This is a genomic window from Actinoplanes auranticolor (assembly GCF_018332655.1).
Lineage (GTDB): Bacteria > Actinomycetota > Actinomycetes > Mycobacteriales > Micromonosporaceae > Actinoplanes > Actinoplanes auranticolor.
On record NZ_BOQL01000084.1, the window covers coordinates 90,551 to 101,879 of the forward strand.

Here is an 11,329-nt window from a genome sequence, read left to right on the forward strand (position 1 = left end):
CGATGATCATGCTTACTCGACGTCAGGAAGCGCATGTCCAGGCCCGTCCGGCCGATCTTGTCGGACGTGGCCCCCAAGCTCGTGCTGGGATCAGGGGAAGACAATGACTGACCACGACAAGGCAATCGTGCCGGTGTGGACGCTGGCGACCGGTAACGTCCGGGTGCCGGCGCTGACGGGAGACGAGCCGATGACGGCTGACCGCTTGGCGGAACTGCGCAGTGCGCTGGCCGTACTCGCCGCCGAGCCGATTGCCACACTGGAGGTTCATCCACTACCCGATAATCTCGATCGCAGCCGTGGTATCCCGCTCGATGCCGCGAGTCCGTTGGCGCAGCACCTCTCACAGCTGATCACTCAAACAGCGCGGAGTTCCTCGGCGGCGGCTACCGCTGCCGGTGAAGGCCTGTATCGCATGGTGGTCCCGGCGAAGGTTGCCGCTCAGCTCGGTCAAGGCATCGTTCGCCCGATGGCGTCGAAGGCCGCGGCCGGTGGCATCTACGGCACACTCGTCAACTCGACGGGTATCGCCGCAAACGCGACCTTCGTGCCAGTCGGCAAGGCGGCAACCGTAGGCGCAGTCGGTGGAGCCGGAGCAACGGCCGGCGCAGCGGTCGCCGGCAGCGCAGCGCTCACCGTAGCCGCACCGCTCGTGCTCATGGCCGTAGCGGTCGGGGTAAGCGCGCACGCCGACTACAAGCGCCAGCAGGCCGTCGAACACATCACGGAGCTGCTGGAGCAACTGCACGATGAGAAGCTCGATGACGAGCGCAGCGAACTCGACGGGTGCCGCGACGCCATCGACAAAGCCACCGCCATCCTGCTCGACCAGGGCAAGCTCGGTGTCTCACTCGGACTCGACTCGGCAGTGCATGCCATCGGCAAGGCGTTGGCTGCCACCGACCGCCGCCTCGCCCGTTGGCAGAAAGCACTCGACAAGCTGCCCGACGGCAAGGCCGTCGAGATCGACACACTGACCAAGTCGTTTCCCGGCATCGACGTGGACGGCGGCATCTTCCGCACCCACCTCGAACTAGCCGCCTTGGCCGTAGCGCTGAAGCGGCGTGTCATCATCCTGCAGGCCGTCGACCATGCGCAGAGCGACCCGGGCAACTTGTTCGAGAATTTCACCCGTGCGCTCAGGGCCGATCAGCAGCGTCTCAACAAACTGGAATCGAACCTCGCCGGTGTCCTGGGACGGCTGTCAGCGCTCGAGCTGGGCCGTCCGCACAGTCGACTGCCTGTCTTCACGACCGGTGAAGTAGATCGCCTGATGCGCACAGCGAACCGGATTCACAGCTGGGCGACGGGGTCGCTGTCGACAGCCGCGCCACAGACATAGCTGTTGAGATTGCCCGCAATGAGGACGGCTCGGTGGTGGTCTTCCCCGCGCTGACCGCGTAGGCCTGCCTGCGTTACTTCTACTGCGGGGGACCAGGTAGGACGCGACTCCTTAGGCCAGACAGCTGATCCTCCGAGACAGCACACTGCGCGACAGGCGACGAAGTGCGCTGCAAAGCCGACTACGGGTCAAGAGATCAGCATCCGACTTCGCAGTTGGCCATTGAGCGCTTGACCCGCGGAGCGGACATCGAGCAAAGGCCCTGCAAAGGAGGCGCACCACTTGCGTTTTACAAGTAGCTCGCTCGGTGCGTCGGCGACTGGCCACGTTAGGAAACCGATGCTCAGGGGACGGCACCTCGTGGTGCTCCGGTGGTGCTCGGACGTTCGACGACGGCCCAGCACCAACGCGGACGTTCCGGTACGGCGGGTCTGATTGGACCTGAAACTGATCACGGGCGTGCGCGCGGATCGCGCGGACCAGGGAGGACGCAACGCCCCGCGGCTGGACGGCTGGCCCGGAAGGCAGCACGGCACCCGATTTACCCGGATGTGGGCGGCGGAGCCGACTACGGATCAGAAGGTTAGGGGTTCGAGTCCCTTCGGGCGCACCACACAACGAAGGCCGTGAACAGCAGCAATGCTGATCACGGCCATTTTTGCGTCTTCTTTCCGGACAGATCCCGCACGCGGGTGGGGGGATCAGTAATCCGTGGCTGGCGCCGAGTGACTGCGGTACAACGGCGATAGCGCTGATCACGCAGCCGAGACAGCACCGTACGCGGGAGGAAGCAGTCATGATCGATCGAGCCGGACTCGCAGAATTTCTGCGCCGCCGTCGAGAAGCACTGCAACCAGAGGACGTGGGCCTGCCCCGAGGGCAACGCCGTCGCACGAACGGGCTTCGCCGCGAAGAAGTCGCCGCTCTCTGCCACCTCTCCACCGACTACTACAGCCGCCTCGAGCGCGAGCGTGGACCGCACCCTTCCGAACGGCTGATCGCGTCTATCGCCCAGGGGCTGCACCTTTCCCTCGACGAACGCGACCACCTCTTCCGCCTGGCCGGCCACAACGCACCCATCCGCGGCTCCGTCAGCGAACACATCAGCCCGGGCCTGCTGCGTATCTTCGACCGGCTGACCGACAGCCCGGCCGAGATCGTCACCGAGCTCGGCGAAACGTTGCGCCAGACCCCGCTCGGCGCCGCACTCACCGGGGATCTCACCCGATACAGCGGGCCGGCCCGCAGCATCGCCTACCGCTGGTTCACGGACCCCGCCACCCGCGCTCTCTACCACCCCGACGACCACCAGCACATGTCCCGGGTCTTCGCGTCCGGGGCGCGTCGGATGGCCACGCTCCGCGGTCCCGGCTCCCGGGCCGCCCGCCTGGCGGATCTGCTGCTCTCCGAGAGCAAGGAGTTCGCCGCGCTGTGGGCCGATCACGAGATCGGCCTGGCTTTCGACGAGGGCAAGCGTTTCATCCACCCGGAGCTGGGGCTGCTCGAACTGGCCTGTCAGCACCTGGTCGATCCCGCCCAGTCGCACATCCTGCTCGTCTACACGGCTGTCCCGGGCACGGAGAGTTACGGAAAACTGCAGCTCCTCTCGGTCATCGGGGCTCAGCCCGCCAGCTCGTAGACATCCGCCGGTCGCCGTTTCCCGGCTTGCCCACAGCGGTGACCTGGCGAGCCTGTGATCGGGAGGCCCTGGATAGGTCCGCGCCGTCCGCCCAGGATCAATACGGATCCACCAAACGGGTCACGGACAGCAAGGAGCAATCAATGCCACGCACACAGGCCGACATCACCATGGCGAACCTGTCCGGGAAGCGCGCCGTGATCACGGGCGCGAGCGACGGAATGGGCCTGGGCATGGCCGAGCGGCTCGCCGCGGCCGGCGCGGAAGTGATCATGCCGGTCCGTAATCCGCGCAAGGGCGAGGCCGCTGTCGCCCGAATCCGCCGGAGCCATCCGAACGCGCAGGTCTCCCTGCGCAGCCTGGACCTGTCGTCGCTGCAATCGGTCGCGGCCCTCGCCGACAGCCTCCGCGAAGAGGGCCGGCCGATTCACATCCTGATCAACAACGCGGGTGTGATGACACCGCCGAAACGCCAGGTCACCGCCGACGGTTTCGAGGCGCAGCTCGGCACCAATCACCTGGGCCATTTCGCCCTGGTCGGTCAGCTCCTGCCGCTGCTGCGCGCGGGCCGCGCCCGGGTGACCTCGCAGATCAGCGTCGCCGCCCGCCGAGGCGCGATCAACTGGGACGACCTGAACTGGGAACGCTCGTACCGTGGCATGCGGGCCTACGGCCAATCCAAGATCGCCTTCGGCCTGTTCGGACTGGAGCTGGACCGGCGCAGCCGGGCTCACGGGTGGGGCGTCACCAGCAACCTCTCCCACCCGGGAGTGGCTCCGACCAGCCTCTTGGCCGCCCGGCCCGAACTCGGCCGCAGCAAGGACACTCCCCAGGTCCGGCTGATCCGGGCGCTGTCAGCCCGCGGCATCCTGCTGGGCACCGTCGAGACGGCCAAGTTGCCGGCGCTCATGGCCGCGACCGACCCCGGCGCCAAGGCGGGGGCCCTTTACGGCCCCAGCGGCCCCGGCAACCTCGGCGGACCGCCGGCCGAACAGCAGCTGTACCCGTCGCTGCGCAGCACCGAGGACGCCGCGCGGGTCTGGGAATTCTCGGAGCAACTGACCAAGACCGTGTTCGACGCGGCCTGACAACCGACGAGGGCTGGGCCATCCCGTACGGGATCGCCCAGCCCTCGGTCGTTCACTCAGGCGATCCCGTACGCGCGATAGATCGTCACGTCCGTGTACCCGCCGCTCTTGTACGTGGCCCGAGCCCGCAGCGACACCGCACCCGAAGCCGGGTTGGGCACTACCGCCGTCCACATGCCCTTGACCTTCTTGACCTTCACCGTGCGCCAGGTCTTGCCGCCGTCCGGGGACATCTTCACGCCGAGCGACTTGAACTTCGGGTTCTTGCCGCGCTTGGCGTCCGGGTCCTGGGTGTAGCGGTTGAGCTTCAGCGCCACGTTGGTCGTGCTGCGGCCTTTGGCCTTGTTCCAGTTGTTCAGCCCGGCCGGGATCATCGTCACCGAGTTGACCTCGGCCAGCGCGCTGATCTTCGGCTTGGTGTAGAAGCGGTAGCTGACCACGCTCTTGGTGGAGAGCATGCCGGCCGGGTACTTGATCTCCGGGTAGTACCGGGTGGCCGTGTTGGTCAGCGTGTACCAGCCGGCCTTCTTGACCTTGTAGTCGAGGACCGTCATGTCGGGCTCCCAGCCCCGGTCCTTCTTCGTCTTGACCGTCTTGCCCTTGAAGACCAGGGTCGCGGTGGCCTTGTCGCCGCCCTCGCTGCCCGTGTCGTTGCGGGTGAAGTACGGGTCGGTGAACATCTCGTTCATCATGAACGAGACCCGGCCGTAGAGCGTGCTCGGCACCTGCGTGCTCGGGCCCCACGCGGCGTTGTAGAAGCGGACCGCGTACGACTTGCCCGCGGCGATCTTGCGCTCCGCGAAGTACGAGCCGATGTTCCAGGTCTCGTTGTTCTTGGTGGTCGCGGACGTGCCCGACCGGATGGTCCAGGCGCCGGTGGAGAGCCGCAGCTTCACGCGGGTCGGCTGGTCGGCGGTCCACAGGCCGCTGTACATGTCGTCGGCGCACCCGCGCTTGATCGGCTGCACGGCCACGTCGGTGTAGTTCGAGCCTTCCGGGCCGAAGCGCGAAACCACCGACACGGTGCCGAGCGAAGAGCGTTTCACCGTACGGCGCGGAGTCTTCGAAACGCCGGTCGTCTGGTGCACGACCGCGTACGCGTCGGCCAGGCCCGAGCTGTCACTCCACGTGCCGAGCGCCGCGAAGGCGATCTTCTTGGAGCTGGTCGGGATGGCGTACAGCTCGTCGCCGTACGCCTCGACGTTGTAGCTCGCACCACTGGTCTTGGCGCAGACCCGGGCGCTGAGGTTGCGGGACAGGCCGACCGGCGCCGGGCTCACCGCGAGGTTGACCCGCCGGCCCTGGCGGGCGTCGACGGTCAGCTTGGCGGAACCGGACACCTTGACCGTGCGGCCGCCGAGCGTGGTCGTGTTGCCGGTGGTGATCGAGGTGAGCACGGCGTAGCTGCCCTTGGGCAGTTTCTTCTTCTTGTTGCTGCGGGCCGTGTACTGCGAGCCGCTGGAGAGGTTGACCACCGTGGCGGCGACCGACACCTTGGCACCGGAGCGGTTCAGCACGGTGAGGGTGAGCGTGTGGGTGGCCGCGACGGCGGCGCCGCCGGTGCTCAGCACCAGGGCGGGAACGACGGCGGTGACGGCCAGATATCGCCCGAGACGGGCACGGCTGAAGAATGAGAGCACTGGGGCTATCCCCTTGGTTGGAGGGGTGACGTCGGCCGTACGTCCGGCACGACATCGAGAAGAGGTGCCGGTGATCATGCCACAGCCGCGCCCGCCGCGTTGTCCCTCGAAGGACCGCCACCGACCACAGTGGATCTGGTGCGCCGTCAGCTCTGCGCCGGGCCGGGCAGCAGGTCGACGGTCTCGGGCGACATCGGCTGATCGCACGTCGAGCAGTGCAGCTCCACGTGGGCGATCTCGCCGCACGCGTGATGCCGGTAGAGCACCGGCGGTCCGGCATGGCCGGCTGTCCACCGGTCGCCCCACTTGGCCATGACCATGAGCAGCTCGACGAGTTCGGTGCCCTTCGGGGTGAGTACGTACTCGCTGCGTGCAGGTCGTTCGGAGTACTGCTCGCGGGCCAGCACGCCGGCCTCGACCAGCAGCTTGAGCCGCTCGGTCAGCACCTTGCGGGAGATGCCGAGGTCGGCCTGGATCTCGTCGAAGCGCCGGATGCCGACCCACACGTCCCGCAGGATCAGCGGCGACCACGACTCGCCGATCACGTCCAGGGTGCGGGCGATCGAACACGCCATGTCGCCGAACTGGGTGCGTTGCATCGATCCAGGCTAGCTCTAATGAGTTCCCTCAAGGAACTGACTCTGCTAAGTTCCCTGAAGAAACTCGCTCAGGAGGCGCACGATGACCGGATCTCTGCCCCAGGGTCACCTCGGACTGCTCGACACGCCGCTCGCCCAGGAGCTGCTCACGTCACGTATCCCGGCGCGCATGGCTTTCGTGTGGCCGGACGGCACGCCACGGCTGATCCCTACCTGGTTCCACTGGAACGGCCGGGAGATCGTCATGGCCACGTACACGGCCGGACCGAATGTCGGCATCCGTCACCCGGCCGCCCGGATCGCCGCGCTGCGGGCGAAGCCCGCCGTCGCGCTCACCATCGACACCGACGACGCGCCGCCGCGGTGCCTGACCATCCGCGGCATCGCGCAGATCACCGAGGTGGACGGGCTGGCCGAGGAGTACGCGGCGGCGGCGCGGCGCTACCTGGGCGACGACGCCGAGCCGATCCTGGCCCAGATGGATCAGCCGGGGACCAGGCAGGCCAGAATCGTGGTCCGCCCGTCGTGGGTCGGGCTGGTGGACTTCACCACCCGCCTGCCGAGCGTCCTCGGAGGCGTCCTCAGCTGACGGATCACACCTTGCGGTAGCGGGCCTGGACGATCGAGAAGAGCCCGTACGCGGCGATGCCGAGTGCCGTCAGGGCCAGCAGCCACGGTCCGTAGCTCTGCTCGGACAGCACGTTCAGCGTCGCGTCCAGGCCGCGGGCCTTGTCCGGGTCGTACTGGACGGCCGCGACCAGGAACAGGACCCCGGCGATCCCGTACGCGCCACCCTTGGCGGCGTACCCGGCGACGCCGAGGCGATCGCAGAGCCGGCGCATCTTCGCGGTCATCTGGCTCATCTTGAGATGCTTCTCGAACTTCTTCTGCACCCCGTAGATGACCAGGCCGATGCCGACCGCGGCGATCGCGATGCCGGCGAGGCCCACCGTGAGGCGGCCGCCGGTCGAGGCCATCAGGTCCTCGCTGGCCTTCTGCTGGGTGTCGGCGCTGGATGACTTCTTGCCCCGGAGCACCTTGATGCCGGTGAAGACGAAGTACGCATAGAACAGGGCGCGGGCGGCCGAGACGATGCGCTCGTACACGCGATGTCGCCCCCGCTCCGCGCGGTGGCCGATGGCCGCCTCGAGCAGCTGCCAGATGATCATGGCGATCAGCCCGATGACGATGACCACGATCAGGAACGTGCCGAACGGCTTCTCGGCGAGTTTGTGCAGGGCGCCGGACTGGTCGCCGTCGGTGCCGGAGCCGTCGAACGCGATCTGCAGGATCAGCCAGGCGAAGAGCAGATGGATGACGCCGTACCCCACCAGCCCGCCGCGCGTGAGGTGCTCCAGCCAATTGCTGTTGGCGGTACGCGAGGCCGCACCGTGGGCCTGCGAGGGTAGGGATGGCATGAACCTGCCTTTGACCGAAGCGCCAGTTCCCGAAACGTGCGCCCCGCCGAGACCGCGGAAAGGCCCCGTCGCCGGTCAGATAGCGTGACCCGTGTTGGCGTCCGGCGCGGTTAAGGGGATCTCGTGGAGCTGTTGCACTCGGGGAAGGTTCGGGATGTCTACGCCGACGGCGATGACATTCTTCTGGTTGCCTCTGATCGGGTCTCGATCTACGACGTGGTCCTGCCCACCGCCATCCCCGACAAGGGGAAGATCCTCACCCAGCTCTCCCTCTGGTGGTTCGACCAGCTCGCCGATGTGGTGCCCAACCACATCATCTCCGCCACCGACGTGCCCGCCGAGTGGGCCGGCCGCGCGGTGCGGTGTGAGCGGCTCGAGATGGTCATGGTCGAGTGCATCGCTCGCGGCTATCTCGCGGGGTCCGGGCTCAAGGAGTACGAGAAGAGCGGCGCTGTCTCCGGCGTTGAGCTCGTGCCTGGGCTGATCGAGGGCTCGAAGTTGCCGGAGCCGGTTTTCACCCCCACCACCAAGGTGGCGCCGGGTGAGGGGCACGACGAGTTCATTACGTACGCCGAAGTCGAGAAGTCCGTCGGCGCCGATGTCGCGGCCGAGTTGCGGCGGATCACTCTCGAGGTTTATCGGCGGGGGTCCGAGGTGGCCGCCGGCAAGGGGATCCTCATCGCCGACACCAAGATCGAGCTGGGGTTCGCCGGGGGGCAGCTGAAGCTCGGTGACGAGCTGTTGACGCCTGACTCGTCGCGTTTCTGGGGTGCGGACGAGTGGCAGCCCGGCGGCACCCAGCGGTATCTCGACAAGCAGTTCCTGCGGGACTGGTCCTCATCGTTGACCGGGTGGGACCGCACTGCTCCCGGGCCGGAGATCCCGGACGAGGTCGTCGAGGCCACCCGTAACCGTTACGTCGAGGTCTACGAGCGGCTCACCGGCGACCGCTGGCGCTGAGGCCCGGCGGTCAGTCCCGGGACTCGCCGGTCGGGGCGGTGTCCGCGGTGCGCGCGTCGTCGTCCGTGGCGGCGTCGTCGGCGGTGTCCGTCGCCGTCTGCAGGGCCGGGTCGTCGCGGACGATCGCCGCGGCTTCCTCCTTGGTCGCCGGGCGGGCGTCCTCGGTCGTCGGGTCGGTCATGGCGATACCTCCAGGTCAGATCAGAGCGAGGCGCCGGGACGCCGGCGTCTCGGGAGCGACCTGCGGAAGTCCGCCGCCGCGAACATCGACCCGGACCAGCGCAGGTACGAGCCGTACGCCACCGCGATGACTGCTGTCAGCAGGCCGGTCCAGCCGCCGAAGACGACACACACCGGCGCGAGCGCCCACAGCAGAACGGCGAGGCCCACCCGCTTCTTCGAGGGTGGGCCGCCGAGCTTCTTCATCCGGCTGGTGAACTCCGGGTCATCGGCGCACAACCGCGCGACGATTGCCTCGAATGCGGGATCGCGCACTGCTGACCACCTCCAGCGCGGGGAGCCGACGTCCTCAGCTACCCAGCGTCGGCGAGCCGAAACGCGCGGCCGGGATGTCAGCGGCGCAGGTCGGCGAGGTGCTCCTGCCAGCGGCGGTGCAGCGCCGCGTCGGCCGGCGGGCGCACCTGCTGGCCGGACCCGTAGATGTGCCGCCAGTCGTGCCCGGGCACGTCGTGCAGCAGCTCCTCGAACGGCAGCCGGTCGGCCACCGGCAGCACCCTGTCCCACAGCACTTCGGCGTAGAACGTGCTCTTGGCCGGATGGCCCTGCCAATGCGCGGCGGGGAAGATCACGCCGTCCGCCAGGGTGCCGCTGGCGACGATGCCGCGGTCGGCACGCTGCCGCAGCAGGAAGACCCGGTCGCCCGGTGCGGTGCCGCCGCGGCGGGAGCCGAAGGTCCAGCGGCCCGCGACGAGCCGACCCGCGGCCGTGGCGGCGATGTCCGCGGCGAGATTGGCGGGTGGATAACCGGTGTCGCTGGCGTCCCAGATGAGCAGGAACGTGCTCAAGCACCCACCGTCCACTTGAGGATGACTTTGACGTGCGCCTCGCCGCTGGATTCGGTGATGACGAAGCCCGTCTTCGTGGTGAGCTTCAGGCCCAGCTCGAGCTCGACCGCCTCCGGGGCGTCCGCGACGGAGCGCGCCTGCTGAATGACCTTGCGGCCCATCCGGACGACCTGGCCGACCGCCTCGTCCAGCCGATCGGTCGCCGTGCCGATGAGGTCGCCGGTGCCGGCGCGCACCAGATCCTGATTGCTGATCTCCACCCGGATCGACTCGTCGTCGTTGATCGGCAGGTCCATGTAGGCAGCCACAGAACCATCCTGCCCTACCTGGTCGCGGCGAACGGCGGCAGCAACGTCGGCATGTGGACAACGGCCGCCGGGGCGAGAGCCACCCGCTGACCACGGCCAGGTCGGCGTCTCCCCGGCAGCGTCCTGGTCGAGATGTCGACCATCGGCCCGGAGGTGGGCGGCGAGCTGCGGATACCCGGCAGTGTCACCCTGGTGGACGCTCCCGTGTCGGGCAGCGTCGCGACGCGGAGCCGGGAAAGCCGGCGGGGGATGTGGAAGCGAAGCTGACTCGGGACAAACCACCCTCGGTGGCGGCGCCGTCCCGGTGACCGCTTCACCCATGTGGCGCGGCTCGACCTCGGGGCGGGCGCTGCTGATGCTCTCCGGTCAGGTGGCCGTGGACGACTTCGGCGCTGTGGTGGTGCCGGGCGACATGACGGACTATGCGGCCGTCCGGCCGAAGGTCGTCCCGGGGAAGCCTCCGGCGAGCACGCCGGCCGAGGTCAACCCCGGCGTACTGATCAGGGCCCGGAACGCAGACTCAGCTCGGCTTCACGCGGCTTCGGCCACGCCGCCTTACTGCCACAACCCTCGCAGCTCAACTGGTCACCGCAGTGGGCGCACCAGTCGTTGGTGCGACGCAGGTACCAGCCCAGGGCGACCCCGGCCAGCAGACTGACCAGTCCGATCACCGCGGCGAGGGCGATGGCTCCGGTCACGAGGCCAGGCCGCCCATGGCCGCCGCGCCGTCGGTGCCGATCCGGGGGCGCCGGGTCATCAGTGGCCCGCTGCTGCGCCGGTCGAGCGCCGGGTCCTCATCGGCGCGGGAGGTCACGTAGGAGGCGGTGAACGTGTCCACGCCCGTGCCCCGGTGGGATCCGGGGCGGTAGGTCACGGTGACCGCGCGCGGGGAGGCGGCCTCGATCACGCCGGCCCGCCAGCCGTCGCGGTAGACCCAGACCGGGTCGGCCTTGTGGTAGCTGTCGGCCGGCGCGACATCCGCCGGGTCTCGCTGGGGTGGGGCTATGGACGGGGTCGACATTCGAGAGCCTCCTGTTTCCGGGACTCGGTAGTCGGGCGGACACGTCAAGCGGACACCGCGGCGTTCGTCTCAGGCGCTGAACTTGAAAAGGGACATACTTTTCAGTACGCACTGTCAGCACCCAAGCAACCGCCTGTCAGATATCATGCTCGGGATCCAGTGCGTCCGCAAGGCCGTCTGCACGTGCATCTGACTCGTGCGCGACGGTGAGGTGGCCGATCGATCGGTTTCCGGTCGAACGATCTCCCCCTTAGGATGCTGTGAGGCTAAGACCCTAGTAAATAAGGGT

The 11,329-nt window shown here is 68.1% G+C and carries 14 protein-coding genes; 5 read left to right on the forward strand and 9 right to left on the reverse strand.

The window, feature by feature from the left end; all coding sequences use genetic code 11:
* The first annotated feature begins 103 nt into the window (after positions 1-103).
* From Aau02nite_RS43365 to Aau02nite_RS43375, 3 genes are all read left to right on the forward strand, one after another.
* Positions 104-1,342: a hypothetical protein gene (locus tag Aau02nite_RS43365; protein WP_212994515.1), complete on the forward strand. Its 1,239-nt coding sequence runs from the start codon at positions 104-106 to the stop codon at positions 1,340-1,342.
* A 796-nt stretch (positions 1,343-2,138) separates the two neighbouring features.
* On the forward strand, positions 2,139-2,981 hold the full coding sequence (locus Aau02nite_RS43370; RefSeq protein ID WP_212994516.1) for a helix-turn-helix transcriptional regulator: 843 nt from the start codon (positions 2,139-2,141) through the stop codon (positions 2,979-2,981).
* Positions 2,982-3,124: 143 nt separating this feature from the next.
* A complete protein-coding gene (locus tag Aau02nite_RS43375; protein ID WP_212994517.1) occupies positions 3,125-4,069 on the forward strand; it encodes an SDR family oxidoreductase in 945 nt (314 codons plus the stop codon).
* A gap of 56 nt (positions 4,070-4,125) precedes the next feature.
* On the opposite strand, the gene Aau02nite_RS43380 is transcribed toward Aau02nite_RS43375, so the two are convergent.
* Both Aau02nite_RS43380 and Aau02nite_RS43385 read right to left on the reverse strand, forming a co-directional pair.
* Positions 4,126-5,709 carry a hypothetical protein gene (locus Aau02nite_RS43380; RefSeq protein WP_212994518.1) on the reverse strand — a complete coding sequence of 528 codons (1,584 nt, stop codon included), beginning with the start codon at positions 5,707-5,709 and terminating at the stop codon, positions 4,126-4,128.
* Positions 5,710-5,855: 146 nt separating this feature from the next.
* On the reverse strand, positions 5,856-6,308 hold the full coding sequence (locus Aau02nite_RS43385) for a winged helix-turn-helix transcriptional regulator (RefSeq protein ID WP_212994519.1): 453 nt from the start codon (positions 6,306-6,308) through the stop codon (positions 5,856-5,858).
* An 82-nt stretch (positions 6,309-6,390) separates the two neighbouring features.
* Between Aau02nite_RS43385 and Aau02nite_RS43390 the strand changes: the two genes are divergently transcribed.
* Positions 6,391-6,897 (forward strand): pyridoxamine 5'-phosphate oxidase family protein, encoded by a 507-nt coding sequence (locus tag Aau02nite_RS43390; RefSeq protein ID WP_212994520.1) that lies wholly within the window; start codon positions 6,391-6,393, stop codon positions 6,895-6,897.
* 4 nt (positions 6,898-6,901) lie between these two features.
* On the opposite strand, the gene Aau02nite_RS43395 is transcribed toward Aau02nite_RS43390, so the two are convergent.
* On the reverse strand, positions 6,902-7,726 hold the full coding sequence (locus Aau02nite_RS43395; protein WP_212994521.1) for a DUF1206 domain-containing protein: 825 nt from the start codon (positions 7,724-7,726) through the stop codon (positions 6,902-6,904).
* A gap of 123 nt (positions 7,727-7,849) precedes the next feature.
* Between Aau02nite_RS43395 and Aau02nite_RS43400 the strand changes: the two genes are divergently transcribed.
* On the forward strand, positions 7,850-8,686 hold the full coding sequence (locus tag Aau02nite_RS43400) for a phosphoribosylaminoimidazolesuccinocarboxamide synthase (RefSeq protein WP_212994522.1): 837 nt from the start codon (positions 7,850-7,852) through the stop codon (positions 8,684-8,686).
* Between the two features lie 10 nt (positions 8,687-8,696).
* Here Aau02nite_RS43400 and Aau02nite_RS43405 read toward each other — a convergent pair whose 3' ends face one another.
* The 6 genes from Aau02nite_RS43405 to Aau02nite_RS43430 form a co-directional block, all read right to left on the reverse strand.
* Complete coding sequence (locus Aau02nite_RS43405; RefSeq protein WP_212994523.1) at positions 8,697-8,867, reverse strand: hypothetical protein; 171 nt, start codon at positions 8,865-8,867, stop codon at positions 8,697-8,699.
* Positions 8,868-8,887: 20 nt separating this feature from the next.
* Complete coding sequence (locus Aau02nite_RS43410; RefSeq protein WP_212994524.1) at positions 8,888-9,181, reverse strand: DUF3040 domain-containing protein; 294 nt, start codon at positions 9,179-9,181, stop codon at positions 8,888-8,890.
* 77 nt (positions 9,182-9,258) lie between these two features.
* Positions 9,259-9,711 (reverse strand): hypothetical protein, encoded by a 453-nt coding sequence (locus Aau02nite_RS43415; RefSeq protein WP_212994525.1) that lies wholly within the window; start codon positions 9,709-9,711, stop codon positions 9,259-9,261.
* On the reverse strand, positions 9,708-10,019 hold the full coding sequence (locus Aau02nite_RS43420; RefSeq protein WP_212994526.1) for a CU044_2847 family protein: 312 nt from the start codon (positions 10,017-10,019) through the stop codon (positions 9,708-9,710). The genes Aau02nite_RS43415 and Aau02nite_RS43420 overlap by 4 nt, the downstream gene beginning before the upstream one ends.
* A 500-nt stretch (positions 10,020-10,519) precedes the next feature.
* Entirely contained in the window at positions 10,520-10,717 is a 198-nt protein-coding gene (locus Aau02nite_RS43425) for a hypothetical protein (RefSeq protein WP_212994527.1), read from the reverse strand.
* Positions 10,714-11,040: a hypothetical protein gene (locus tag Aau02nite_RS43430; protein ID WP_212994528.1), complete on the reverse strand. Its 327-nt coding sequence runs from the start codon at positions 11,038-11,040 to the stop codon at positions 10,714-10,716. Before Aau02nite_RS43430 ends, Aau02nite_RS43425 begins: the two co-directional genes overlap by 4 nt.
* Positions 11,041-11,329: the final 289 nt, after the last annotated feature.

Excerpts from the sequence above, each read along its gene's own strand:
- Aau02nite_RS43365 (WP_212994515.1), top strand. The coding sequence starts at position 104 with ATGACTGACCACGACAAGGCAATCGTGCCGGTGTGGACGCTGGCGACC.
- Aau02nite_RS43375 (WP_212994517.1), top strand. The coding sequence starts at position 3,125 with ATGCCACGCACACAGGCCGACATCACCATGGCGAACCTGTCCGGGAAG.
- Aau02nite_RS43390 (WP_212994520.1), top strand. The coding sequence starts at position 6,391 with ATGACCGGATCTCTGCCCCAGGGTCACCTCGGACTGCTCGACACGCCG.
- Aau02nite_RS43430 (WP_212994528.1), bottom strand. The coding sequence starts at position 11,040 with ATGTCGACCCCGTCCATAGCCCCACCCCAGCGAGACCCGGCGGATGTC.
- Aau02nite_RS43385 (WP_212994519.1), bottom strand. The coding sequence starts at position 6,308 with ATGCAACGCACCCAGTTCGGCGACATGGCGTGTTCGATCGCCCGCACC.
- Aau02nite_RS43395 (WP_212994521.1), bottom strand. The coding sequence starts at position 7,726 with ATGCCATCCCTACCCTCGCAGGCCCACGGTGCGGCCTCGCGTACCGCC.
- Aau02nite_RS43405 (WP_212994523.1), bottom strand. The coding sequence starts at position 8,867 with ATGACCGACCCGACGACCGAGGACGCCCGCCCGGCGACCAAGGAGGAA.
- Aau02nite_RS43370 (WP_212994516.1), top strand. The coding sequence starts at position 2,139 with ATGATCGATCGAGCCGGACTCGCAGAATTTCTGCGCCGCCGTCGAGAA.